The sequence below is a fragment of the Segatella oulorum F0390 genome (genome assembly GCF_000224615.1).
In the GTDB taxonomy this organism is placed as follows: Bacteria; Bacteroidota; Bacteroidia; order Bacteroidales; family Bacteroidaceae; genus Prevotella; species Prevotella oulorum.
Window position 1 is genome coordinate 118,899 of the sequence record NZ_JH114216.1, and the last position, 26,829, is coordinate 145,727.

General features: G+C 45.8%; 18 protein-coding genes. 5 read left to right on the forward strand and 13 right to left on the reverse strand.

What is annotated here, in order from left to right:
* The 4 genes from HMPREF9431_RS06960 to HMPREF9431_RS06975 form a co-directional block, all read right to left on the reverse strand.
* Positions 1 to 342: transposase (locus HMPREF9431_RS06960; protein ID WP_004380496.1), on the reverse strand; the 342-nt coding region annotated here is incomplete at its 3' end.
* Positions 343 to 418: 76 nt separating this feature from the next.
* Positions 419 to 1,417, reverse strand: a complete 999-nt coding sequence (locus tag HMPREF9431_RS11975) for a glycosyltransferase family 2 protein (protein WP_050795640.1) — start codon at positions 1,415 to 1,417, stop codon at positions 419 to 421.
* An 82-nt stretch (positions 1,418 to 1,499) separates the two neighbouring features.
* The gene (locus HMPREF9431_RS06970) at positions 1,500 to 2,456 is read right to left on the reverse strand and encodes a lysophospholipid acyltransferase family protein (RefSeq protein ID WP_004380498.1); all 957 of its coding nucleotides are present in this window, start codon (positions 2,454 to 2,456) and stop codon (positions 1,500 to 1,502) included.
* Positions 2,453 to 4,426 carry an LTA synthase family protein gene (locus HMPREF9431_RS06975; RefSeq protein WP_004380499.1) on the reverse strand — a complete coding sequence of 658 codons (1,974 nt, stop codon included), beginning with the start codon at positions 4,424 to 4,426 and terminating at the stop codon, positions 2,453 to 2,455. Before HMPREF9431_RS06975 ends, HMPREF9431_RS06970 begins: the two co-directional genes overlap by 4 nt.
* A 288-nt stretch (positions 4,427 to 4,714) precedes the next feature.
* Between HMPREF9431_RS06975 and HMPREF9431_RS06980 the strand changes: the two genes are divergently transcribed.
* Together HMPREF9431_RS06980 and HMPREF9431_RS06985 are read left to right on the forward strand one after the other, a co-directional pair.
* Complete coding sequence (locus tag HMPREF9431_RS06980) at positions 4,715 to 5,899, forward strand: glycosyltransferase family 87 protein (RefSeq protein ID WP_004380500.1); 1,185 nt, start codon at positions 4,715 to 4,717, stop codon at positions 5,897 to 5,899.
* On the forward strand, positions 5,892 to 7,019 hold the full coding sequence (locus HMPREF9431_RS06985; protein ID WP_004380501.1) for a glycosyltransferase family 4 protein: 1,128 nt from the start codon (positions 5,892 to 5,894) through the stop codon (positions 7,017 to 7,019). Before HMPREF9431_RS06980 ends, HMPREF9431_RS06985 begins: the two co-directional genes overlap by 8 nt.
* Here the strand turns inward: HMPREF9431_RS06985 and HMPREF9431_RS06990 are convergent.
* The 3 genes from HMPREF9431_RS06990 to HMPREF9431_RS07000 are packed head-to-tail and all read right to left on the reverse strand — an operon-like array spanning position 6,994 to position 9,197.
* Entirely contained in the window at positions 6,994 to 7,401 is a 408-nt protein-coding gene (locus HMPREF9431_RS06990) for a GtrA family protein (protein ID WP_004380502.1), read from the reverse strand. The two genes, HMPREF9431_RS06985 and HMPREF9431_RS06990, sit on opposite strands and share 26 nt — an antisense overlap.
* Before the next feature lie 10 nt (positions 7,402 to 7,411).
* The gene (locus HMPREF9431_RS06995; RefSeq protein ID WP_004380503.1) at positions 7,412 to 8,356 is read right to left on the reverse strand and encodes a glycosyltransferase family 2 protein; all 945 of its coding nucleotides are present in this window, start codon (positions 8,354 to 8,356) and stop codon (positions 7,412 to 7,414) included.
* Positions 8,349 to 9,197: a polysaccharide deacetylase family protein gene (locus HMPREF9431_RS07000; RefSeq protein WP_262502403.1), complete on the reverse strand. Its 849-nt coding sequence runs from the start codon at positions 9,195 to 9,197 to the stop codon at positions 8,349 to 8,351. The genes HMPREF9431_RS06995 and HMPREF9431_RS07000 overlap by 8 nt, the downstream gene beginning before the upstream one ends.
* 854 nt (positions 9,198 to 10,051) lie before the next feature.
* Between HMPREF9431_RS07000 and HMPREF9431_RS07010 the strand changes: the two genes are divergently transcribed.
* The gene (locus HMPREF9431_RS07010) at positions 10,052 to 10,600 is read left to right on the forward strand and encodes a glutathione peroxidase (RefSeq protein ID WP_040561421.1); all 549 of its coding nucleotides are present in this window, start codon (positions 10,052 to 10,054) and stop codon (positions 10,598 to 10,600) included.
* 258 nt (positions 10,601 to 10,858) lie between these two features.
* Here the strand turns inward: HMPREF9431_RS07010 and HMPREF9431_RS07015 are convergent, their stop codons facing one another.
* The 5 genes from HMPREF9431_RS07015 to HMPREF9431_RS07035 all read right to left on the reverse strand — a co-directional run bounded on the left by HMPREF9431_RS07015 (position 10,859) and on the right by HMPREF9431_RS07035 (position 20,461).
* The gene (locus HMPREF9431_RS07015; RefSeq protein WP_004380506.1) at positions 10,859 to 13,003 is read right to left on the reverse strand and encodes a glycoside hydrolase family 97 protein; all 2,145 of its coding nucleotides are present in this window, start codon (positions 13,001 to 13,003) and stop codon (positions 10,859 to 10,861) included.
* A 29-nt stretch (positions 13,004 to 13,032) separates the two neighbouring features.
* Entirely contained in the window at positions 13,033 to 14,487 is a 1,455-nt protein-coding gene (locus HMPREF9431_RS07020; RefSeq protein ID WP_040561300.1) for an alpha-galactosidase, read from the reverse strand.
* 94 nt (positions 14,488 to 14,581) lie between these two features.
* A complete protein-coding gene (locus HMPREF9431_RS07025; protein ID WP_004380508.1) occupies positions 14,582 to 15,421 on the reverse strand; it encodes a SusF/SusE family outer membrane protein in 840 nt (279 codons plus the stop codon).
* A gap of 295 nt (positions 15,422 to 15,716) precedes the next feature.
* A complete protein-coding gene (locus tag HMPREF9431_RS07030; protein ID WP_040561302.1) occupies positions 15,717 to 17,450 on the reverse strand; it encodes a RagB/SusD family nutrient uptake outer membrane protein in 1,734 nt (577 codons plus the stop codon).
* Between the two features lie 26 nt (positions 17,451 to 17,476).
* Positions 17,477 to 20,461 carry a SusC/RagA family TonB-linked outer membrane protein gene (locus HMPREF9431_RS07035; RefSeq protein ID WP_004380510.1) on the reverse strand — a complete coding sequence of 995 codons (2,985 nt, stop codon included), beginning with the start codon at positions 20,459 to 20,461 and terminating at the stop codon, positions 17,477 to 17,479.
* A 221-nt stretch (positions 20,462 to 20,682) separates the two neighbouring features.
* Between HMPREF9431_RS07035 and HMPREF9431_RS07040 the strand changes: the two genes are divergently transcribed.
* Both HMPREF9431_RS07040 and HMPREF9431_RS07045 read left to right on the forward strand, forming a co-directional pair.
* A complete protein-coding gene (locus HMPREF9431_RS07040; RefSeq protein WP_004380511.1) occupies positions 20,683 to 22,344 on the forward strand; it encodes a DUF6377 domain-containing protein in 1,662 nt (553 codons plus the stop codon).
* A 490-nt stretch (positions 22,345 to 22,834) separates the two neighbouring features.
* A complete protein-coding gene (locus tag HMPREF9431_RS07045) occupies positions 22,835 to 23,560 on the forward strand; it encodes a nitroreductase family protein (protein ID WP_004380512.1) in 726 nt (241 codons plus the stop codon).
* A gap of 441 nt (positions 23,561 to 24,001) precedes the next feature.
* On the opposite strand, the gene polA is transcribed toward HMPREF9431_RS07045, so the two are convergent.
* A complete protein-coding gene (polA, locus tag HMPREF9431_RS07050) occupies positions 24,002 to 26,764 on the reverse strand; it encodes a DNA polymerase I (RefSeq protein WP_004380513.1) in 2,763 nt (920 codons plus the stop codon).
* Positions 26,765 to 26,829: the final 65 nt, after the last annotated feature.

Sequence of the window (26,829 nt, forward strand, 5' to 3'; positions counted from 1 at the left end):
CTCTATCACCTCACTAATCTGCTCGGTGGTAAGTCCCTTGGTATAAAGTTGATAAACCAAGGCAGCACGCTCTTCACATTCGCTACGAATAATCCCTAAAAGTACGGGATAGAAATTGCCGCTACGGCTACGTGGAATGCGCAAGACGAACGTATAGCCCTTACAATACCAACGACGAGGACGAAAGCCATTGCATTGCTCATTTTTATTCGCTTTGACGAATAATTCGCGCTCATGGGCCATCAAAGAATTCATAATCAACGATTGAAGCGTGACAAAACCTTCACTGCTACTTGTGTAATTCGAAATAATTTCCGAAATTTGTCCTTGTGTAAGTTCCATATTCTTGTTGTTTTTTATTACTTAATGCAAAGATAAGAATTATGTCGAGCTTACACACTTTTTTAGACACTACCTTTTACTCAAATAGCGTTTGATTTGCATTCCTATCCACAACGTTTTTCGATTTCGTTGAAGAAATGATGTGATAGTAAAGCCATGGCATGTTACGTAGTAGCCAATAGCGGAAGTATTGCTTCCTACCGGGCTTCCATTCGCGTGGTGTTTGCATTTGCCTGAGCTGCAAAGCAATGAGCTTTAAATAGTGTATGCAGGCCGGAGCTGAATGCAACGTGCGCACAAGACTGCGGGTGTACCACATCGTTCGCTCTATAAAGTAGCGATTGATTTCGTTGGTATGTTGTTGCAAAAGATGATGTTTGGTGATGTTTCTATACACAACAAACATGGCTTTGAGCCAGTAGATGTCGTCTTCTTGATGGGTGACGTGCGAGCTACTTCCCTTGGTTTGGCGATAATGATAGAGTGGAACGTGCAGGAAGACGGCCTTTTTCACCTGCAGCATCCATGAAGAAATGGTGGCATAATCTTCTACAATCTTGAAAGGATAGAACGGGGTTGAGATGCACTTTCGGCGAAAGAGCATCGTCCAAAGATAGCTTTCAATTTTAAAATCATAGAGGGCATAGAGCATTTCTTCCTGCGTTCGATGCTCAATGGTACCCGTGTTGCTTCCTCTAACGATTTCTTTTTGAGTGTCGTTCTCAAAAAATTCGCAAATCACGCAGTCGGCATTCTCCTGCGTTAGCGTTTGAAAGAGCCGCTCAAGAAAGGTTGGTTCAAGCCAATCATCACTGTCGGCAAAGGTGATAAAGTCACCTTTTGATTCGCGAAGCGCACGGTTTCGTGCCTGTGCCGGCCCCCTATTGTGTTGATGAATGACACGAATGCGCGTGTCTTTGGCTGCATATTCCTTGCAAATCTCTGCCGAAGCGTCTTTGCTTCCATCATCAACAAGGATGAGTTCCCAGTCTTGATAGGTTTGGACAAGCACGGAATCGATCATCGAGGAGATGAATTTTTCAGCGTTGTACACGGGTGTTATGATGCTGATCATAGTCTTTTTTGATGTGATTGCGCGTTGCATATTGCGACTTTTTAAAACCGTATGCAACCCATTCTCTTGAAGTAATTGAGATTTACCAAATCATATCTTTTCCTTTTTGCAAGCGCACTTTGCCATCAACATATTCAAAATGTTCGTCAAAGATGGCCCTTGTGCGTTTCCATCGGTTGTGACTCCAGAGGTAAATCTCGGGCTGTTGGCGAATAGACTGTTCCATTCTGCGGAAGTATTCATCGGTGATTTCGAAAGGTTTCGCCCGTTTGGTGTCTTCTCTAAGCACTTTAAACTCGCAGTTATAATGACCTCTTTTCACACGTTTCATATCGCCATACACAAAAACCTGGTCGGTATGCTTCACAATTCGCTCGGCTCCTGTGAGCACAGGTGTATCATGATGGAGGAAAGTTAGCCAGTGATGAATGTTCCACCAAAAGGGAGTTTGGTCGGAAATGTAGCCTACAATGACGGGCCTTTTGGCTTTCTTGAACTCCAAAATCTTGCGTAACGACTCTTGCATAGGGATGCAATAGGCACCGTTTCGCTCGCGAACATAGCGGAAAAGGCGTTCGAAATATTCGTTTTCTAAAGGGTGATAAAGTTGGCAACAAGTGGCATTTTGGGTCCAATAGGGCAGCGAAGTGATCCATTCCCAGTTGCCTAAATGACCTAAATACACGCCTACTGACCTCCCTTCAGCGGCATATTGATTTAGTTTTTCTACGCCGGTGAAGGTCATTCGCTTCAATAATTGCTCCTTACTCATCGTGATGAGTTTCACGGTTTCCACGATATAATCGCAAAACCACTTGTAGAAATTCTTTTCAATTTGGCGGAGTTCGTCCTCTGATTTCTCGGGGAAAGAGGTGCGAAGATTATGCCAAATCACGCGATGTCGGTAGCGAACAACATGCGACATCAGCAGGTATAGCCCGTCGGAAAGCAGGTATAAGGCCCAAAAAGGGAGCAAAGAGAGGAACCACCAAATGCCATAGGCGATGAAATAAGCAGTGTGTTGAAAAAATTTCTTCATTCTTTTGTAGCGTTGGGGCGAAGTTTATCGTTGACCATGCGGTACATATATTGATAGATAATCGCTTTGAGTTCGGTTTCCATTTGCTCTTGTTCTTTCACTTTTCCCACGAGATTATGCTGCATAAGCAAATCCGTTAGCTTGTAAATGGCTTTCGTTTGTGTGCCATCCCATTGCAAAACATAGCCATGTTTCACGTATTGATAGATGCCATTGAGGTAGTTAACGGCCCACGTATTGTCGTCAGAAGTATTGAATAAATCAGCGCCAAAAGCCATGTAAGGCTTAGGAAATCCCACATAATGGAGCAGCGTTGGCATGATATCTATTTGCTGAGCGATGGCGTTTTTGCGTTCAGCTTTGATTGTATTCGATGGATCATAGATGATAATCGGCGAGCAAAAGCCACCGATATCGGTCATGTATTGTGCATGATCGCTTTGGTTTGTATGGTCACTGGTGAGCACAAAAATCGTGTTTTTAAACCACTTCTGCTTGCTTGCTGTTGCAAAGAATTTGCCAATCGCCATGTCGGTGTAACGAATACACTTCTGAATCGGCAGATGTTCTTCCTTGTAAATGTTCTTATATTGGGCGGGAACGACGAACGGATCGTGGCTCGAAACGGTGAAAAGTGCCGTCATAAAGGGCTCTTTCATCTCGCTCATTTTCGCACAATAGTACTGAAGAAAGGGCTCATCCCATATTCCCCAGTTGCCATCGAAGTCTTCATCGCCCCCAAATCGCTTATCATCGTCGTAGTCTTGTCGACCATAATAGTGCTGAAAACCTATCTTTTTCGAGAATGCTAAGAAGCCCATCGACCCACGATTCGCACCATGAAAGAAGGCCGTTTGATAGCCCCATTGACTCAAAAGCCCAGGCATTCCCGTGTAATCATTCATCGAAGCGGGCGTTAAAATGAACGGTTCTCCGAAGCGAGGAATGCTACAAAGAATGGAAGGCATGCCGTCAATACTCTTTCGTCCGTTGCAAAATGAGTAGCGATAAACCAAGCTTTTGTCGATGAGGCGGTCCACATTGGGCGTGTAACCCTTGTACTTTCCGTCGAAAAAGTCACGGTTAAAGCCACCGATATATTCTCTTCCGAAGCTCTCAACAATCAAAATCACAATGTTTTTCTTGCGCGGTTGTGTGCTATCGGGCATGTGAATGGGGCTGAAAACCTGCGCTGCTGCCTGCACGTTCGGATAATAATTCGGCACCACAAAGTCGGCTTTACCGATTGTTCTCAACAAAGCGAAGGGCGTATTGAGCACCACTGCACAGTCAGTTGGGCGCTCAACAAACTGGTTTGCATTGCTGATGGTGATGGGACGCACACCAGATTGCAAGCCACCTCGTGCGCCAGCGACGATGCCTACGGTAGCAATGGCAAGACAAACAAACTGCTGCAAGCCATACATCCAGCGGCTTTTGGACGTTGGAAACGTGGCAATCGTGGTGCGAGGCATCACATAAAGCCGTTGCATGAGGGCCACAAGAAGAACAAAAGCCACGACAAGATACCAATGTGTTAAGGCGTTATGGAGCACTATACTCCCGAGATTATGCTCGTTATTAAATTCTTGAAACACACTCATTGTGGTGCGTCTTAGGGTGAAAGGAAAGTAAACTGCATCGGCTAAATTGATGGCTAAGGCAATGGAATTGACGCCAACAAACACCCATTTGCATAGCTTTTGATAGCCCGGTTGCTCCTTCATCCAAAGCGGAAAGAGCATCAATAACACATAAGGTATATGTGTATAGACAATCGCTGTGGTATCAAACAGTAAGCTACCCTTTATCCATTGTCCGATAGTGGCCCCTGAAAACCCTTCCGAAAAATAGCTCCAATTGCTGAAAACATAGATGAGTCGTGCGATGAAGTAGAGCACATAAGCTCCCAAAATATTACATATCAGGGCAACGCTACTGCCCCATTTCGATTGCAAAACATGCTTCATTTCGAACTTTAATCTTTCTATTCTTTTGCGAAGTTACACATTTTTGCAGCGAAAACCAAATTAAAGCGCAAGTTGTTTGTAGGGTTTACTGTCATCAGTGCGAAGAAATGATGGCGGAAAAGGCTACAATATCGTTCTCTATGCGAATGATTTATTTTTTGTATTCCTGCGGAATAGAACCAAATTTAATGTTTAACTTTGCACTATTGCATCTCAAACCATGCCCCATTGGCTTGCTCTTTGCCCTGCAAAGCGGTCGGAATAGGTGCATGTTAACAACAAAAGACAATGATGATATACGACAAACTGAAGGCCTTTTTGCGCCATCCGATTTTCCAAAACCGTTATTTTTTATTAAGCATCTGGACGATTTTAGCTCTCGTTGGCATGCTGAAATATCACCGAAGTGATAATAACTTCCTGATTTTCCGCGGTGTTTTTTGGCACACTTGGCAGCAAACGTCACTCTATGCCGCCTATCCGGCCGAATATTTTGATGTCAATCATTATGGACCTTTGTTCTCTTTGATCATTGCTCCCTTTGCTTTGCTGCCCCATTGGGTGGGACTTTTGTTTTGGTTGTTGTGCTTAACGTTGTGGCTTTACGCAGCTATCTATCGGTCGACGCTCGCCCATCGCCAGCAAGTTTTCATCTATTGGTTTTGCGGTTTTGCCTTGTTGACGGCTTTGTTTATGCAACAATTCAACATTGCCATAGCCGCAATGGTGCTCTCTTCCTTCTTTTTAGTGGAGAAAGAGCAAGAGCCTTGGGCGGCTTTCTTCATTGTTTTGGGCACATTGGTGAAGCTCTATGGCGTGGTAGGGCTGGCCTTTTTCCTCTTTTCTCGCCACAAAGGACGGTTCGTTCTTTGGTTGTTGCTGTGGTCGGTGGTGCTGTTTTGTCTGCCGATGCTCATTAGTTCGCCTCACTATGTTGTGGCACAATACCACGAATGGTGGGTTTGTTTGGCCGAAAAGAACACCGAAAACCTGCACGCATTGATGCAGAATATCTCGCTCTTGGGGATGGTTCGCCGCACAACCGGTTGCGAAAACTATTCCGATTTGTGGCTCATTGTGCCTGGAATGGCGCTCTTCGCCCTACCCTATCTGCGTTTTTCGCAATACAAGCACCTCGCTTTTCGTGAAGCCATCTTAGCCTCTGTGCTCATGTTTATCATTCTTTTCAGCACCGGAAGCGAGTCAAGTGGCTATATTATTGCGCTGTTAGGTGCGGCGATATGGTATGTTTCGGCACCTTTCGAGCGTGGCAAATGGGCAGTTTGGCTCATGGTTTTTGTGTTTATCCTGTCGGGAATGGGCAACAGTGACCTCATTCCGAAAGCCATTCGTACAACCATTATCCAGCCTTATGCACTGCGTGCGCTGCCCATTAGCCTGCTTTGGTTTTGTCTTTGCTATGAGTTATACACGAAAGATTATGCTCCTTTAAACGAAAACAGTCATGAATAAGTATGCAAGGATAGGTTATGATGCCAAGCGCATTGTGCGCAATGGCACCGGATTGGGTAGTTATGGCCGCACGTTGATTAACGATTTGGCGCCCCTTTTGCCCCAAACGCAGTTGCGATTGTATGCACCCGACGACGGAAAAGCGGTGTTGCGCGAACAAGTTTTGCCGGCAGAGAATGTGACGTTTGTTTATCCTTCTCATTTGCATCTGCGCTTGCAACGCGACCTATGGCGCATGCATGGTGTGGTGAAACGGTTGCAGCAAGATGGCGTTTCGCTCTATCATGGCCTTTCGGGTGAGCTGCCTTTCGGACTTAAGAAGGCGGGAATTGCGGGCATTGTGACGGTGCACGACTTGATTTTCCTGCGTCATCCCGAGTTCTATCCCGCGATAGATGCCTTTATTTACAAGCTGAAGTTCTATCAGATGTTGCAAGAAGCCACGCGTATTGTAGCCATCAGCGCGTGTACCCGGCGCGACATTCTGCACTATAGCAACTTTCCTGCCGATAAAATCGATTTGGTTTATCAAAGTTGTGACAGCTATTTCAGCCAGCCTGTTGGTGAAGATGCGTTGGCCGAAGCCCGTCAACGCTATCAGCTTCCGGCGCGCTATCTCTTGAATGTGGGCACGGTTGAGGTGCGCAAAAACATTCTTTTAGGCATTGAAGCGCTCCCCTTCCTGCCCCAGGATATGCACCTTGTGGTGGTGGGACGGAAGACTTCCTACCAAAAGAAGCTCGATAGTGCTATTCAATCTTTGGGCATTGGCGACAGAGTGCATTTCATTCAAGGCATTCCCAACAACCTTTTACCTGCCATTTACAGGCAAGCTGAGGCCTTTATCTATCCCTCTCGTTATGAAGGTTTCGGCATCCCTATTATCGAAGCCATACAGAGTGGGTTGCCCGTTGTGGCTGCAAAGGGTAGCTGTTTGGAAGAAGCTGGTGGCCCCGATAGCCTCTATGTGGATGCCGATGATGCCAAAGGGTTGGCCGAAGCGGTGGAGAAAGCCATGCAGAACCGCACAGAAATGGTGGAAAAGAGTCGACAGTATGTGAAACGATTTGAGAACCAAAACGTGGCCGGGCAAATTATTTCTTGTTACGAACGAATATGAAACGCAACAGCAGAAAGTTGACAGGCACGGCAATAGCCATTACTAAAATGGGAGCAAACCATTGATTTACGGCCATCCATAGGAACAGATGCAGCAGACTTATCTCTAAGAAATAGTTCAAAATATGACTGCCCACGAAGCCCAGGAAATTGTGTTTCGTGGGCTTTTTTTGAAAGGTGAAGTAGGTGGTGAGGGCATAATTGGCCACCAAACCCACGCCATAGCCGGCCGTATAGGCTAATGTGGCCGAGCAGAACAGCAGAAAAAGACAATAAACGCCATAGTGAAGCGCCGAGCAAAGCGTGCCCGTGAGCCCGAAACGTGCCACGCGCCAAAAGTCGTTTTGCCAGCGTTGCCACAGGGGTTGAAGCGTCTTTTGCATGCGTTGTGGCTTAATCTAAGATGTCGCTGATGTGATAAAGCGGGCGGTGTTTCACTTCTTCGTAGATTTTTCCGATGTAAACGCCCACCACACCGATGGCCATCATGAGCATGGCTCCCACCAACCAGATGCTTAAAATGATAGAAGCCCAGCCCGCAACCTCGGTGTGTGCCACGAAAGAATGAATGACATAGCCGCCGATGCCCAAACTGATGAGCAGGAAGAACAAGCCTAAATAGACCACGAAATAGATGGGTTTCACCGAGAACGAGGTGATGCCATCAAGTGCTAAATGCATCATCTTGCGCACCGTGTATTTGGAATGGCCTGCTTCGCGCGCACTGATTTCGTCGTCAACGGTGGTTGATGGCAGACCAATGAGGGGCACCAAACCGCGTAGATAGAGATTGCGTTCTTTGTAATCGGCCAGCATCAGCAGGGCTTTTCGGCTCATCAGGCGGAAGTCGGCATGGTTGAAAATGCTGTCAACGCCCATGGTTTTCTGCAGATGATAGAAGGTTTGGGCCGACATGCGTTTGAGCAATGGGTCGGCTTGTCGCGACACTTTCACGCCATAGACAATGTCGTGGCCTGCCAAGAAAGCATCAACCATTTCGGGAATACATTTGCGATAGTTGTCTTGCAGGTCGGCATCGAGCGTGATAACGGCATCGGCCCAGTTTTTAGCCGTCATCATTCCGGCCATGATGGCATTTTGATGACCGGCGTTATGGGATAGGTTGATGCCCCGAACGAGCGGATTGTCACGGTGTAATTGGCAAATAATGTCCCAGGTTTTGTCGCTACTGCCATCGTTAACCAGCACAATCATCGAGTCGGGAGCTATTTTTCCTTCGGCAATCAGCGCTTGAAAAAGGTCGGTGAGTTTGGCTACCGACTGCGCCAATCCCTCTTCTTCGTTGAAACAGGGCGAAACGGTTGCGAGTTTAATCATTGTTTTTTCGCTGTTGATCGACAAATGTTTTAAAGGTGACAAATGGCTGATGGTCGCGCTTCATGGCTTTGATGAAGCGGTCAAGTCGGGCAGATAGCGCTTCGCCACTATGGTTTTTGATGATGAAAGGCATCTTGTATTCGGGATGTTCTTTCAGTGCATAAAATTCCCAAGGATGAAAATAAGTAACGAAATAGCCATCGTGGCGGAGCACTTGTCGTGCCAAACGGTGGTATAAACGCTCGGGGAAATTGTGCAAAGCCAGCCAAAAAAGCGGAATGCGCAGGTGGGGACTGACGCTCGCAGGTATCTGCATGACGCCAGCTTTCATAAACCATGTGCGCGGAGTTCGCAGGTGCATGTAGCGCCCGGGAATAAAGGCTGGGTTCAAAGATGAATTGTATTGAAAGCCGGCGGCCTGAATATCGTGGTCGGAAACGGCGAACATGCGGGGCTGTCGGTAGCCATAAACGGGTTGTTGGGCCACGCGTTCAACGATTTCTTTCGACCGAAACACGTCGTCATCTTTGGGTTGCCAGTGGTCAACACCATGGCAAGCCACCTCGTGTCCCTCGTTGATGATGCGCTGAATGATGTGGGGTGCGTGCGCAGCAAAGTTGCCGGTGCAGAAGAATGTGGCCTGCACGCTATTGGCTTTCAGGATGTCTAAGATGCGTGTTGTGCCCGCCATAGACACGCGCATGCCCTCTTCTAAGGAGATGTCGACGCCATGTTCGCGCGGCACATCAAACTCTTCGGTGTCGAAGCTTAATAAAATCATGTCCTTGTTTGTTTTGCTATCTGTGCAAAGGTAGTTTTTTTTTCTGAATTGTTGGTTCACTAAGGCTCATTTTTGGTTGACGGCTGAGGGTTAAATTTTTCTTTTGTTTGTAGGGCAGGTGGCGCAATCACTTTTCTTTACAAAGGGCTTTCTGTAGTTTGTTTATTTCAAATGGCGAGACGATGGATGGCGTATGGACGAAATAGGAGCGCGTGTTCTAATCGGCTTATAGTCAACATGATAATAGAAGGGAGTGGCTTTTTCGCTGATTTTGATGGTGAAAAAGAGGGAAAAAGGGGCTGTTTTGCCTTGTTTTTTAGGTTGAATTTGTGCGTAAAACGGCTGTGTCTGTGCACAAAAGTGATAGACTTTACTCGCGAAAAGCATAGGGTTTGGGTGTAAAGATGGGTGGATTTGCGCGGAAAGGCATGTTTTGATGTGTCGGATTTTCTATTTGGAGGAGTTTTGATGAGGTGTTTTTTGGTAGAATTTATTTACAATAATGGGGTGTATAGATGGTGTGCTTTTAGGGCGCTGTCTGTCATTTTGCATTGGTTCTTCTGTGAATTAGGAGGCAGAAATCTCATTTTTTGTGTGGGAAAGCAATGTGGGGAAATCCTTGTTTTCTGGGTGAATGATAGCCTGTTATCACAAAAATGTTGTTCAAAATGTGCGAAACTACATCGCAAACGATTTTAGTTTAAAAAGTATTAAAGTTTTAAATGCCTTCTTTGTATGGCGTAACAAAAACGCTATCTTTGCAAACGGAGAAAAGATTTTTTCACGAATAAAATTAAAATTACAATAAGATGGCATTGAATTATGACAAAGACGGGCTGGACAAGGATTTCGAAAAAGATGGTCGTTTGGCACGGAATATGTTTAACATCACAACGAATAAAAAACAAAAGGAAATGAAAACAGTTTATGATTTCAGTTTGACCGATAAGAAGGGCAACAGCGTTAGTTTGGCTGATTATAAAGGAAAGGTGCTTTTGATTGTAAATACTGCAACGGGATGTGGCTTCACACCGCAGTATGAAGCATTGGAAACAATGTATAAAAAGCTGCGTGATAAGGGCTTTGAAATATTGGATGTGCCTTGCAATCAGTTTGGACATCAGACACCAGGTAGCGATGAAGAGGTGACAGAATTTTGCACAATGAAGTTTGGAACCGACTTCCCTCAGTTTAAAAAGAGCGATGTGAATGGCGCCAATGCGTTGCCTTTGTTCACTTGGTTGAAGGAAGAAAAGGGCTATGCCGGTAGTGCATACGAAGCGAAATTGGCGAAGGTGATGGAAGATCTTTATAACAAAGCCAATGCGGAGCCGCGCAAACAGAACGATATCCAATGGAACTTCACGAAGTTTTTGATTGATCGTGAGGGTAAGGTTGTAGCTCGTTTTGAGCCTACCGTGGATATGAAAGAAGTGGAAAAGGCTGTAGAAGCGCAACTCTAAGCGCAGGAACGCATCGGCTTTCACAACGAAATGGGGTGAGATCGTAGCTGCATGGTTGGTGCAGGGCTGCGTTCTCACCCTTTTTTATGGGATGAACCGCGGACAAGGCTAATCGCCTTTTAGCGGGCATTTAAAAGGCCTTTGAGGGCATATCGTGGCTATTGATGGCATGGTTTGCAGCAAAAAGGACATGAAAAAAGCAGGAATGCGGTTCTACACCCGCATTCCTGCTTCGTTGTTTTTAGGTTGTTTGAGGGGTTATTTGTTAGCGATGAGGCTAATAGCAAAGCCACCTCCGGGCGCTTCTTTCAGCTTAAGGGTGTCGCCTTTCTTAATCTTTCGCTTCGTAATGGTATAGGCTGATGGGTTTTTATCGTAGTGAGCGTTGGCTGCATCAGCATAGATGGTGGCCGTATAGGTGCGTCCTTTGTCGAGGAAGTCGAATTTGATGGTCGACAAATGGCCGTCGGCATCGCACTTTCCACCTACAAACCAGTTGTTGGTTCCTTTGGCTTTGCGTGCCACTGTGATATACTTTGCAGGTTCAGCCTCAAGATATTTCGAGTCATCCCAGTCGCAAGCCACGTTGCGAATGAATTGGAATGCATCGTTGTACTTCTCATAATTCTCGGGAAGGTCGGCTGCCATTTGCAATGGACTGTACATGGTGAGGTATAAAGCTAATTGCCCTACGAGTGTAGTGTGTACGTAACTTTGGTTGTCACACCACTTGTTCATCTTGGTTTCTAAGATACCTGGCGTGTAATCCATTGGGCCTCCTTGCAGACGAGTGAATGGAAGAATGAGCGTATGATAGGGTGCATTGCCGCCAAAAGCTTCGTATTCGGTGCCGCGTGCGCTCTCGTTTCCGACCAAGTTAGGATAGGTTCGGCACAAACCTGTGGGGCGAACGGCCTCGTGTGCATTCACCATAATATGCTTTTCTGCTGCCTTTTGGATGGCACGCAGGTAGTGATTGTTGGTGTTTTGACTGTAATGATGCTCGCCACGAGGGATAATATCGCCCACGTAACCACTCTTAACGGCATCGTAACCATACTTCTTCATGAGGTCGTATGCCGCGTCTATGCGACGCTCATAGTTGTCAGTTGAGGCCGAAGTCTCATGATGCATCATGAGCTTTACGCCCTTACTATGTGCGTATTCGTTGAGTTCTTTGATGTCAAAGTCGGGATATGGGGTGACAAAGTCGAAGACATTATCCTTCCAATGACCAAACCAATCTTCCCAACCAATGTTCCATCCTTCGACAAGCACTTGCTGAAAACCATTCTTTGCAGCAAAGTCGATGTAGCGTTTCACATTGGCTGTGTTGGCCGGATGAATGCCATTGGGCTTCACTTTGGTGTAATCGGTCACACCAATGTGCACGGAAGGCAGATCAAAGGTGTAGGCCCAAGGTTTGCCTCCTGCAATCATTTCCCACCAAACACCACAATATTTCGTGGGATGTATCCAGCTTGTGTCCTTAATTTTGCAGGGTTCGTTGAGGTTTAAGATAAGGTTACTGGCCAACATATCGCGTGCATCGTCGCTCACCATCACGGTACGCCATGGTGTATTGAATGGCGTTTGGACGTAGGCTTTGTTGCCAACTGCGTCGGGAGTGAGCCAACTTTCGAAGACAAAGTTCTTGTCATCGAGGTTGAGATGCATGGCAGGATAGTTGATTAATGCGGCTTCATGCAGGTTGATATAGAGGCCATCATTGGTCTTTAACTGCAAAGATGTCTGCACACCTGTGGGTGAAAAGGGAGTTTGTGATGAGTTTTCGGTCACAGCTTCCTTCATCTTTCCGCGGATTTCTGACAGCTTTGAGATGACAGACTCGTATTCCTGAGTGTCGTAATCGCCTGGAATCCAGTAGGCAGTATGGTCACCTGCCATGGCAAACTGCGTGCGTTCACGCGACACAATGAAATAGTTCAGCTCGTTTTGTTGCGGAAATTCATAGCGAAATCCCATGCCATCGTTGTACACTCTGAAACGAATAACGATGTTTCTCTTGCTCTCTGGTTGGTTGAGGTCTACCTCAAGTTCGTTGTAATGATTGCGGATGGTGGCCGTTTCTCCCCACACGGGCTTCCAAGTTTCATCGAAAGTGGTGGTCTTATGAGCTGTTTCTGTGAAGCCATCCATGAGATTTGTCTCATTCATTCCTTTGCTTACATGCTTGTCTTTCTTGAGTTCTAAACCCAAATGTGACGGCAAGATGACCGGTTTTTTCTTATAGGTCATCTCATAAGTAGGCACGCCTCCGTTTTGAAGTGAGAACGTTACGACGATGTTTCCATTAGGCGATGTCACCGTTTGTGCGTCAAGTGACGCGGGCAAAGCCAAGAAAATGGCTGCAAATGCAGTGCTAAAAACTTTCTTTTTCATATCTTATCTGTTATGATCCTATACAAAATTTAGTTAGCTTTAGTAAGTTTATAGATCTTACATCCATGCGCAGGAACGTTTGCTTCGATAGTACCTTTGACCGTTCCCTTATTGCTATGTTCCCATAAGTCGCGTACATTGTAAGTGTCATGCAAACCGATTTGGTTTAAATCGAGCTTGCGTGTGTCGGCATTCTTCTCTCGATTGAAGAGTCCAATGACCCAAGATCCGTCCTTCATTGAGCCATACCACAGCTCACCATCTACCGACCAAAGGTTCCTTTCCAATGGTTTTCCAACGAAACCATCCTTTTGTAGAGCGAGCATCTCGTCGTTTTGGAAGAACGTTAAGTCGTGTCCTGTGGGCATATCGGTGACGGAAATGGGGCCACCTGCCATCAAAGGCAGCGACACTACGCTCATCTTTTCATTGTCATCGGCATAGCTTCCGATGCGAATGAAGTCGCCATCGAGACGCACTTTCTTGCGACCAGAAATCTTAGACCAGTTGATAAAACCATCGAAAGCATTCTCGGAATTGGGCCATCCGCCACGCAAACTGCCGCGATTGTTTTCGGAAAAGCGATACCATCCGCCTTCCAATGCGTCGGCATCAATGCGAATCATGTTGCCCGCATACTTCTCAATGATGGCATTATTCTTGAGATGTGGCATCACAAGCGACACGTATATGCCATATTTCTGTGCATATTTGTTAATCCATTGCATGCCCTTCACATAGCGTTCGCGGCCATAACCTTTATCAATGATGTCGGTATAGTTCATGCCATCCTCATACCATGAGAGGAAATCCATGCGGATAAACTTCACACCCATATCCGAATAATGTTTGAAGAAGCCTTCAAAATATTGCTCAGCACCGGGATGATCGGTCACCACCCAGCTGAAATAATCGTTCTTTGCAGGGTGCTTTACGTCTTTATCTTTTTTGGGATCGTAGCGCAAACTGCCCACAGTGATGTTGTCTGTGCCGGGAATTATGGCATCGGCATTGGTATAATGCAGCCAAAAGGGGCTGTCATAGACTCCCAATTTCAACCCTTTTGCATGGAGTTTGCTAATGATAGTTGACAGTTCTACCTCGGGAGAATTGTCGCTTTTTTGCGTGTGACTGTAGCGCGTCATATAGCCGTTATCGCCACTCATGGAGGCAAATCCGTCGGTCACGAGCATGTCATAGCCGTGGGATTTCAAGTTGTTGGCCACATAATCAATTGCGTTATCCCAATCGGTTTCGGTGAAGATGTTGGGAAAAGAATTATCTTTCTCCTGCTGACGCAGCGCACCATACACGCTCCAATATAAGGGGGCATGATCCATATTGGGTGCTTCTGCAAGCGGAGTAAGTCCTATTGTGGGATCAACTTTGTCGACACTAAGGTCGCTTGTCACATCCCATTCGTTGTTGTTGCAGCTTGTCAAGAGACAGATTGCTGCCATGTAGAGTATAAATGTTTTCTTCATTTTTGGTTGATGTTGGGTGGGGAGGGTGGCGAAAGCCCTTACACCTTATTATAAAGTGGATCTCCCCTCCCCTATTCTGTTTGTTGAATTGCACTTAGGGTTGGAACGATTCAACCTTGATTTCACGTTTGGTGAGGTCGAATACCACCTTATAGGTTCCCGCTTCGGTCACATTCCACTTGTTATCGGCACCGCCTATTTCCATGCCTTGCTTGGAAACACCCGTGTGATTGAGTGTTACACCGGCGTCGGGTGCTTGCAGATAAGGACCGGCATAGCCTACAACCGTGGTGCCACTGTACACCAATTTCAACTCGCCTGTGTTGAGATGGCCGGTGTAAGTGTATTGAAGTGGCGTGTCAGATGTCTTGGTAAACATCGTAACATTGCTTTCATTGTCGGTCCATCCGCAAGGAGCTGCACTGCCAATCATACCTAATTTTGTAGAGACGATGGGCGTAACGGGCTCGGGACCATTATAGGTTACTTGAATTTTATAGTTGCGAAGGTTGATTAAAACCTTATACATGCCCGCCTTTGTCACCTTCCATTTGGCATCGTTTCCATTCTCTTTGCGCACCTCAATGCCATCTTTTGCCACACCATTTTCATTGATTTCGGTGCCGCTTTCGGGCGCAAAAATGAAGGTTCCACCCCAGTCTCCTTTGGTTAAAGGCAATTTCATTTCGCCCACTTTGAGCTTGCCTTCGTAGGTAAAAATGAATTTGTCGTTGGGCGATAGCGTCATTTCTGTTGGCGCACCAATGTTCCATCCGGCCGGCGTTGCATCGCCAACCATGTAGAGATGATTTAACTTTAAAGGCAATTCGCCTTCGATAACGACAATATCTTTGTCGTCGTTGCACGATTGAAGTGCCGTGGGTGCAACCAAGGCAAGCAGTGCATAGGCTGCATATTGAAATAATTTCTTCATATCATCAATATTTTTTTATGAGGGTCTTTGCATCAATGATTGCTTAAAGCGGTCGAAGCGGAACGGCAAATGGCGCGGAAAGGATTTGCAAAAGATAGCATTTTGGGCTGTAATAGCGTGCATATTGCGTGTGAAACTGCACCATTTTGCGCGACAATCTGCATGCTTTTATTTTCCAATCTTTATTGCGTTGCTGCTCAACGGCTTAGGAAAGGGTTGCTTGTACCCTCTCCTTCGCGGTTGACTTTCTTCTGAACCATTGTTGCATAAGACCTTTTGTGCTGTTGAATTAATTTTATTCTCCGTAGCCGGGGTTCTGCTTTATGTTGCCCCGTGCAGCCCCAATGATGTCCGTATGGAAGGGGAATATCTCGGTATGCTTGTCAGAATCGGCTTCCTTATCCCACCAAGCATCTTGGAATTTGCCAAAGCGGATGAGGTCAACACGGCGGCGTCCTTCGGCAAAGAATTCGCGTCCCCATTCAAAGAGCATCTCGTTCATGTCGAGTGTTGCACTGCCTGCGGGCGCATAAAGCACGGTTGACCAGTCGGAAGCAGGATAGTTGCGCTTGCGAACGGAATTCAACAGTTGCGCAGCACCTGTGGTATCGCCTGCGCGGAGCTTGCATTCGGCCAAGCTATAGATGATTTCGGGCAGACGGATTTCGCAGTAATCGGCCTCCAACATGCCTTTCTCTTGGTCGGAATAGAGGGGATATTTCGCAAACATCCATCCCGAATTGTCGTCGCCATTCTCTAAAGAACTTTCGCTGGTTGATAGCCATTGCGAACCGTCTGTTGCGCCAAACTTGCCGACAGCATCGCGCAAATCGAGCGTGAATTTGCCGTTGTGGTCTTTCAAATAAACGGTGTTTCCGTTGGCATCTTGGTAGGCAATCTTGCCATAGACAAACATACCTTCGCGCTTGTTGTTGCCCAAATTGGTGTATTTCTGCAAACGATAGTCTGAAGGATATTGTTTGAAACGGGCAATTGGACGGCCGAGTTCAAAGGTGTAAGCCGTACCATTGGGGCGCAAACTGGGCGATGCCGAGTATTTGATGTTGTGCGAACCTTGCTTGTTTTTGGTGTCCTTCAGCCACTCGTTGGCTTTAGATGGTACCGACCACCAATACATATCGCCACCATAATGCCAGTGAGAATAGCCTTCAGAACCGGGGAATGCAAAGATAACCTCGTCGCTGGTTTGGTTGTTCCAATCGAAAGCTTCGTCCCAACGGCTGCCAATCTGATAGGTGCCATAGGTGCCATTGAGGATGGCTTGTGCCACCGTTGCGCAGTCATTGTAGTGATCTTCGCCGATGTAAACCTTGGCATTGAGATACAATCTCACCAACAAGGCAGCTGCAGCTGCTTGTGTCCACGATCCTTGATGGTTCTGATTGCCGCCCAAAGTGGTTTTCTTGGCCAACAGGGGGATGGCATTTTTCAGTTCGCTCTCAATGAAATCGTAGATTTGTTTGGGGGGAACTTGTGTTTGAATATTCTTGCTTAAATCATAATAACTCGTAGCAAATGGAACATGACGGAATGCATCTAAGAGGCGTAAATAGAACCAAGCGCGCAACACTCTGTTCTGTGCTTTGAGGTTATTGAACTCTGCATCGGAGAAACCAAATTGCGAAGCGCTGAGCTTATCGAGGTCTTCAATGACCAAGTTCGCTTGCATAATGCCTTGGAAACAGCCGTTATATTCGGCCTGTGCCTCACCGTTTGTGACCAACCATTTATGCCTATGCAGGCGAGCCCAGCGTCCTCCGTCGTCCCACCAGTCTTCTCTTGTAGGCGTAATTAATTGGTCTGCGGTCTCCTCATTGAGCACTTGGCGACTCTGAACACTCCAAAAACCGTGTTCAAATGGACGGAAGACGGAGCGAATGACGTCTTCCTTGGTGTTATAATAGTTGTTAGAGTCAATCTGATCGTAGAGCGTTTCGCCTAAATCGGTGCACCCAACAAGGCTGAAAGCCAGCAGCATCGACGCTACATATTTAATACTCTTTTTCATAATCGTCTGATAAAAGTTGATTTATTTTAGAAGTCTAATTGCATGCCAAGCATGAATTGACGCGTAGAAGGATAGTAAGTGCGTGACCCAGTTGCACCCGGATTTAATCCGTTTATCTGATAGTTTGATGGGTCAATGCCCGAGAACTTTGTGATAGTGAACAGGTTACTTACGGTTGCATAGATGCGAATGGCATCGATATACTTCTTATTTAGGTTCAAAGAGTAGCCTAAATTGATAGACGAAAGTTTGAGATAATCGCCCGGTTCTAAGAAGTAATCACACACAATGGGGTTCTGAGAAACCAGCAAGTTTTTGCTGTATGCCTTGTCCATTACGTTGCCTTGGAAGTTCTTAGTGCCATAATAAAAATCATGAATGTTGAAGATTTTGAAGCCCAAAGCGGTTTGGAAGAACAACGATGCATCCCAGTTTTTGTAACGGAATGTATGTGTCATGGAGCCAGTAAACTGCGGAAGTCCATTGCCTACATACTGTCTGTCGTCGTCAGTCGCGTTATCTGCCAGTACAAGGTCGCCGTTTTTGTCATAAACAATCCATCGTCCTTGCTTGTCAATGCCGGCATATTTCAACATATAGAAGTTGCCAATGCGCTTTCCTTTCTCAATTCTTTGCAGTGTATGGAATGGATATGGGTCCTCAGGACTAACCACATCGTAGTAGTTTTGACCGACAAACTGTGTGTTACTGAAGTCCACAAACTTGTTGCTCATGGTAGAACCTATGACGTTAACGGTGTAACTAAAGTCCTTTGTTTTAATGGCATTCCAAGTAATATCGAACTCAAATCCGCTGTTACGCATCGTACCAACGTTCACAAATGTCTGGTCAAACAGGTAAGGAGGAATAGAAACTTTATAGTCACCTAACAAGTCTTGTTGCCGTCTGTTGTAATAGTTGAACGAGCCATAGAGCGTTCCTTTGAGCAACGTCCAGTCCAAACCGATGTTCCAGTTCTTGCCTTTTTCCCAACGAAGATCAGGGTTTACATTCTTTCCTGGGCCCCAAACTTGATAGTATTTGCCATTATACATATAATAACCAAAGCCCGACATGGTGTTCAACGATTTGTAACTGTCGAAGTTCTGATTGCCCGTTACGCCATAGTCTGCACGCAACTTCAAGTCGGTTAGCCAGCTCTTTGTGCCTTGCATAAAGGGTTCATCCGAGATTCTCCAGCCGATACTAACGGCAGGAAAGTTACCCCATTTGTGGTTTTTACCAAACTTTGACGACCCTTCATGGCGCAAAGAAGCGGTCAACATGTAGCGCCCTTTCCAGTCATAGCTAATGCGTCCGAAGAAAGCTATTAGCTTAGCATCGTTCATATAGCTACCCATTCCAACCTCACCTTCTTCTTTTGCATAGGTACCTGTGCCGAGATTGTTGTCTTGTAGCGCATTGTTTGGGAAGTCTTTGTTCTCTGCATTCAGGCCAGAATACTTGTCATACTGGTAAGAATAGCCCACCATCACCTTGAGATTGTGGTCACCAAAAGAGTTACTGTAGTTCGTAATCCACTCCAAACTGTGCAGCGACGATTTCGAATAATCTTGTTTAGCTTCCCCAGAATGGCCGCCATTGATGGCCAATGTGCTGGTTGATGGGCGGAACCATTGGTTGTAATTATCATACTGATGGTCGGCAAATGTCAACTGTGTAGTAAGCACTTGCTTGCCCGAATCTTTCAAAAGAAGTGGGAAGAGATTTAATTTCACCGTTCCATCCCAATCTAATAATTTCGTTGTGCCAGTGTGCTTCTCAAGATTAAGCATCTCAACAGGGTTGTAACTGGCGGGTTGTCCCTTGAAGTTATAATATAAAGTGGGGTTCTGAAGATCACGAATTGGTGTCGTAGGATTAGCTTCTACGGCATTGCGGAACACGTCCCATTGTGCATTTTTGCGATAAGCTATGCGCGGAGCGATATTCAAATTGAATGTTATCAATCCGCTCTTCGTGGTATGATTCAGCGCAATACGTCCACCATATTCCTGACGACCGGAGTATTTGTCAATACCTTTTGCATCACGATAGTCCACCGAAGCGCGGTAGTTTGACTTTGCGTTTCCGCCACTAAGTGTCAGCGTATGTTGCGTGCGGACGCCCACACGGCTCACCTCTTTCATCCAATCTGTCGATGCACCTAAGTCATAACCGCTACCAGAAGCAATGCGATTGGCACGGTATTCATCGGCATCAAGCATGTCTAACTCTTTCTTAATGACATCGAAAGACACGGTTCCATTATAAGAAGTATGCAGGTTTCCGTCGCGCGATCCCTTTTTCGTGGTTACCAAAATCACACCGTTTGATCCGCGCGTACCATAGATAGCACTGGCTGCTCCGTCCTTTAAAATGTCGAAACTCTCAATATCATTGGGGTTGATATTGGTGAGATTGCCGCCGGGAATGCCATCAATCACAATCAAAGGTCCTAAGCCTGCGGCACGCGATGACACACCTCTCACTTGAATACTGGCTTGATTATTGGGGTCACCCGCACCCGTATTTGTGATGCTTACACCAGGAACTTTGCCCTGAATCATCATCGAAGGGTCCACCGTTGCAAGCTTAGTGAAGTCCTTAGATGATACATGTGAGATGGCAGAAGTTAATTCCTTCTTATCCATTGTGCCATAACCAATGACCACGACTTCGCCCAAATTGGCAGCGTCTTCCTTTAATGTTACATTAACTTTACTTTGTCCTTTAATGTTAATCGTCTGTGTTACATATCCTATATAAGATACTTTCAACACCGCGTTACCATTTTTTACTTTCAGCGTAAAGACACCGTTAATGTCTGATACCGTACCGTTTTGCGTTCCATTTTCGACTACATTCGCACCGATAATAGGCTCTCCGGACGCATCTTTAATCACGCCTTCTACGTTGAATGCGCCTTGTGCAAAACCACAAAGTGGCATACATAGCGCAAAGAGAATCACAAGAAATAATCTTGTTTGCCGATTAATTGAATTTGGCATAATCGTAAATTTAGGTTTTACTTTAATAATTTTTGTTGTGACAAAGATAATATTTTTTCACCGTATTGTGCCAGTAAGTAGTGTAGAAGTAGATGTTTAATATCTCTTGTCAATTATAAAATACTGATTATCAACATAGGAAAATGTTTCAAATATATATACAAGTAGATGTATATATTCCTTATAATTGTTTATCTTTGCATTCAATCAATGGAAAATTAATGGTAAAACAGTTGTTTCTTTGTGCTCTTTTGAGTCTCACTTCAGCAGTTCATGCAGGCAATCGCTCCACACAATTAGCCCGCTTAAATAGTGTTTTGGCACAGCAACCCTATTATTTAAAGGCGCGTGAGCAGCATATTGAGCGCCTGAAGGTGCAGCTACAGCACGAGCAACGCGTGCAACAACGGCTGCAACTCTATGATCAGCTCTATCAAAACTATTATGTGTTTCAGTTTGATTCGGCCATGAAATATATTGATCGAAGCATTGAATATGCGAAGCACGAGGAGCAAACGGGCTATTATGCCCAAAACATCATTCAGAAAGCCGACCTGCTTTCTATCGGCGGCCTTTATAGTCAGGCCCTCGAAAGTATCGGTTTGCTTGAGCCTTCCACGCTCTCTGCCACGTTGAAATTTAGTTATTATCTGACACTTTTTCACATTTATATCTATTGGGCTGATTATTGTAATGACGCTGTTTATGCGCCCCGGTATCGCGAATTGGGGCGGAAAAACCTGGTTCTCGCGATGCTTTTCTTGGATAAGCATGATAAACGCTATAGCTATTACATGGGCGAATATAGCGGGTATATTCTCAACAATCCCTTAGAGGCACGGAAATATTATCTGCAAAGCGTTGCTACGATGCCCGAAGATACACGCATACATGCCATGACTTGCTTTGCTTTAGCTTGCAATTATAATGCTGCCGGCGACACAGATAATTATGAAAACTATCTTCTTATGGCGTGTATCAGCGATGCAAAGAGTCTCACAATGGAGAACATGGCCTTGCAAAACTTGGCGATGTACACGCTTGAACATGGCGAAGGAACCTTAGCGATTGAGGATGCACAGCGCTACATTAACATCTCACTCAACAATGCAAAATTCTATAATAGCCGCTTGCGCATCATCGAAGTGTCTAATCGTTTGCCCGTCATTGTCAACAGTTACCAGCGCCAGTTGCAGCAAACAAACAGCTTTTTTCGCAACAGTCTGTTGGTCATTTCGCTTTTTGCCATTTTCCTTTTCGTCTCTATCGCCTTCATTTTCAGGCAAAACCATCGCCTCACCCATAGCCGAAAAAAGCTGCAAGTGTCTAATCATCGGCTGTCAGAGATGAACGAACGGCAGAGCATGCTCAACGAACAGTTGCACGAACTGAACGAGAGATTGATGGTGACCAATAAAAAGCGTGAAGGGTTGGTGAAGCTTTATATAGGCCTTTGTTCACGTTTCATCAACCGATTGAAGAAACAACAGACCTTAGTGAAGCGGAAGATTAAGGCCAACCAGGCGCAAGAACTGCTCACACAGCTCTCTTCTGATCGCCTTTCTGAAGAGGATGCAACCATCTTTCTTTCGCGTTTTGACAAGGCTTTCCTCGACCTCTACCCCACTTTCCCTGCCGAATTGAATGCACTTTTACGCCCCGAAGGTCAGATTTTTCAGGTCGATAAACACACCATGACCACCGAACAACGCATCATGGCCTTGGTGCGTTTGGGCGTAACCGAGAGTGCAGAAATCGCCAATCTGCTGTTCTATTCATCGCAAACCATTTATAACTATCGTTCGGCCATTCGTTCAAAGGCCCTTGATAAGGCTAACTTTGAGCAGCAGGTGGCACAACTTTGCACCGTAATGCCCGATTAGGTTCTATGTTGTTGCGCCGCATGGTGGGCATCAGATGCACACAATCAGAACCCCCGGAACAAGTTTATGCGCTTGTCTCGGGGTTCTTTTCTCCCTCATCCAGCTTCTTTTTACCTATATGTTTGAGCCAATACCTGTTTCGTTCTTGTTTCCGTGAGGAATCAAATACTTGCTTTCCTTTGGGCTTCTGACCTGAAAGTGTAATCCTTCCAAGGTGCAACCGATGGCGTTCCCATGCTCCATCGTTGCCACAAAGCTGCAACACTGTTGTTTACGTCAATTTCTTTTTCCTTTTTTGTCTAATGGTTTTTTCTACAAGGCAAACCTACCAAAAATATCAATCGCTTCCTAATTTTTAGCCTAAAAATTGTAGAAAAAGCTGCTTTTTTATGATTTATTACCTACTTTTGCAACAGAGAAGTTGTTTTGTTGCATCCCAAGCGGTGCACAAGACCATTGTAAACAGGGTAAATGAATTATTTTATTGGCTATGAGTTTAATAGAACTTTTAAATTATCGGCGTGCAGTTCGTCATTTTGATGAAACGCAATCCATCGACCCTTCGCGTGTGGAAGCGTGTGTGAAGTTGGCCACATTGGCGCCAACGAGTTCGAATATGCAGCTTTGGGAGGCCTATCATGTCACGGATAGTGCCCTGAAAGGCCAGTTGGCGCATGCTTGTTTGGATCAGCTTGCGGCACAGTCGGCCGACCAGTTTGTGGTGTTTGTCACGCGACAGGACCGCTATAAGGCGCATGCTAAGGCCATTTTGGCACACGAGATGGAGCATATTAAGCGCACCGCACCGGCCGAAAAACAGGAGAAGCGTATCCAGAAAATGACGCAATATTACGCGAAACTCATGCCGTTTCTCTATTCACGTGGCTGTCGGGTGTGGGGCATGGTACGCAAACTGCTTGCCTTTTGCATCGGTCTAAGGCAGCCTATTTTGCGCGATGTAAGCGAAACCGACATGCGTGTGACGGTGCATCAGAGTTGCTCTTTGGCTATACAAACGTTTCTTTTGGCCATGGCCGAAGCCGGATATGACACGTGTCCGCTCGGAGGCTTTGATAACAAGTTGGTGAAGAAGGCGTTAAAATTGCCACGCGGAAGCCAAGTTTGCATGGTGATTGCCTGCGGAAAACGGGCTGAAGACGGTGTCTGGGGTGAACGGTTCCGCCTGCCTTTCGAGACATTCTACCATCAGGTTTAGGGCGTGAGACGGTGCGTTACGGCGTGGTTTGCCTGCTTGATGGTTGCAAAGGCATAGCGTTTTTCGTACCATAAGACATGGATTGGCGCCCCCTATCTTTTCTGTTATCTTATCGCATGGTCTGTATCATCAAATAAAATGATAGAGATTACTGCGTAAAAAGGTGCAGATTGTCAAGCAAAATGGCATAGATTGCAAGGTAATCTATGCCATTTTATTTTTGTTTGTAGCCGACTTATTGCGGCCATCACATCGCAGTCGGGCGAAGATAACTTATCCTCTTCTGCGTCATCGTGCAGCCATAAGCCCTTTTATGAGGGTGGGCCGTGGTGTGATGGATGCACTTTTGTCTGTTGGGTGCCTGTGAAATCGGGTGGGAGAGGGCATTTAGAAACAGGCATGCTGCCAGCTTTCGGGTGCCCTCTCTTGGCCTGTTGCACCTTAGTGTGCCTCCAACCAGTTGGCACCCCAGCCCGCATCGGCCAGCAAGGGCACACTGAGGGGGTAGGCATTTTGCATCTCTTCGAGCACAATGCGTTCCACTTTCTCTTTCTCTTCGGGCAACACCGAGAAGTTAAGTTCATCGTGTACCTGGAGAATCATCTTCGAACGGATGCCTTCTTGCTTAAATCTTTCCGCAATATGAATCATTGCTATCTTGATGATGTCGGCTTCAGAGCCCTGGATAGGGGCATTGATGGCGTTGCGTTCGGCAAAGCCTCGCACGGTGTTGTTGCGCGAATTGATGTCGGGGAGATAGCGTTTCCGGCCGAATAGTGTCACGGCATAACCTGTCTTTTTGGCCTCAGCAATGGCTTGATCCATATAGGCTTTCACTTTGGGATAGGTGGAAAAATAGCCTTCGATGAGCTGTTTTGCCTCCTTGTTGTCAATGCCCATGCGTTGCGAAAGCCCAAAGGTTGTAATGCCATAGATAATGCCAAAATTGGCTTGTTTGGCCTTTTTTCGCTCTAAAGGGGTTACCTCTTCAACGGGTTTGTGGGCTATTTTTGCCGCTGTAGCCGCATGAATATCTATGCCTTCTCTGAACGATTCTTGCATGTTTTCGTCGCCACTGAGGTGCGCCATGATGCGAAGTTCGATTTGAGAATAGTCAGCTGAAAAGAACAAGCAGCCGGGTTCGGGAATGAAACATTTGCGAATTTCTTTGCCATCTTCGCTCCTCACGGGGATATTTTGCAGGTTAGGGTCGCTCGAAGAGAGGCGTCCTGTGGCCGTAAGTGCCTGATTAAACGAGGTATGGATGTGGCCTGTGCGAGGATTAATGAGCTTCGGTAGCGCATCAATATAGGTGCTTAGCAGTTTCTTTAAGCCGCGATAGTCCAAGATAAGCGCCACGATGGGGTTCTTACTGCTGAGCGATTGCAACACTTCTTCATTGGTAACATACTGTCCTGTCTTTGTCTTTTTGGGCTTTTCCATGATGTTGAGCTTGCCAAAGAGGATGTCGCCCACTTGTTTCGGACTTGAAATGTTGAACGATTCGCCTGCTATTTCATAGATTTCCCGCTCAATTTGCTGCATTCTCTCGGTGTAAGCAACCGATGTTTCGCGTAGTGCTTCGGTGTCAAGGCGCACGCCTGTGCGTTCCATCTCGGCTAAAACGGGTACTAAAGGCATCTCGATATTCCAGAAAAGCGACTCGGTTCCGGTGGCTTTGAGCTGTGGTTCGAGCACGTTTTTCAGTTGAAGTGTGATGTCAGCATCTTCACATGCATATTCAAACACGTCCTTGGGGGCGAGCATCCGCATGGACTTTTGCCCCTTTCCAGGTGCGCCTATCAGCTCATCGATGTGGATTGTCTTGTAGTTTAAAAGCGTTTCGGCCATGTAATCCATGTTATGACGCAATTCGGGTTGCACCACATAGTGGGCCAACATCGTGTCAAACATTCTGCCTTTTAGTGTGATGTCGTAATTTTGTAGCACCTCATAATCATACTTTATGTTCTGACCAATTTTAAGAATTGCAGGGTCTTCGTAGAGAGGTTTAAAGATATTAACATATTGTAAGGCCTCTTTACGATTGGAAGGAATGGCTACATAGTAGGCTTCATGTTCGGCATTGGAAAACGATAAACCTACTAATTCGGCATCAATAGCATGGGTTGAGGTCGTTTCTGTGTCTAAACTGATGAATGATTTTGTCCTAAGAAAATCACAAAGTTGTTGCGCTTCTTCCTGACTTTCAATAAGTTTATAATCGTGTTTTATGGTTTTTATGCTCTCAAAATGCGATTTTTCAACACTTTCTGATAGATTACTCGGAATACTTGCGAATAAATCGGGTTGCAAAGTGCTGTTTTTCGCTTTTTCAGCGCCGCCATTTAAAATTTTATTTGCTAAGGTCTTAAATTCTAATTCGGCAAAAATTTCGCGCAGTTTTGCTTCATCCGGTTTTTGAATTTCCAAAACATCGAGTTGTAGTTCGATGGGCACATCGGTTTTAATCGTTGCCAGAAATTTCGACATTTTAATATCTTCGGTGGCAGCTTCTACATTCAATCGCATCTTACCTTTTAGTTGAGTTGTGTTTGAAAGCAGACCTTCAACCGATCCAAACGCATTGATAAGTTTCACAGCTGTCTTCTCTCCAACGCCGGGACAACCAGGAAAATTGTCGACAGCATCGCCCATAAGTGCCAGCAAGTCGATGACTTGTTCGGGGCGTTCGACACCATATTTCGCCTGAATTTGTTGCGGACCGATGATGTCATAACCGCCACCATGGCGAGGTTTATACATGAAAACGTTGTCTTTTACCAACTGCCCGTAGTCCTTATCGGGCGTAAGCATGTAGGTTTCCACGCCTTCCTGACCGGCTTTTGTGGCCAATGTGCCAATGACATCATCGGCTTCAAACCCCTCTTTTTGCAGGATAGGGATGTGAAATGCGTGCAGGATTTCCTGAATGATGGGCACACTTTGTCGGATAGCTTCGGGCGTTTCTTCACGTTGTGCCTTGTAGGGTGGGTAGGCTTCATGGCGGAAAGTCTTGCCCAAATCGAATGCCACGCCAAGGTGAGTGGGTTGCTCTTTGGTGATGATCTCGTGCAGGGTGTTGACAAATCCTAATATGGCCGAAGTGTTAAGTCCCTTAGAATTGATGCGCGGTGCACGGATAAGTGCATAATATGACCTGAAAATCAGGGCGTAGGCATCGATTAAAAATAATTTATTCATTGCTCTCTTATTTGGTGTAAAATTACGAAAAAAAACGCATTTATCCCTTAATACGCCTATTATTC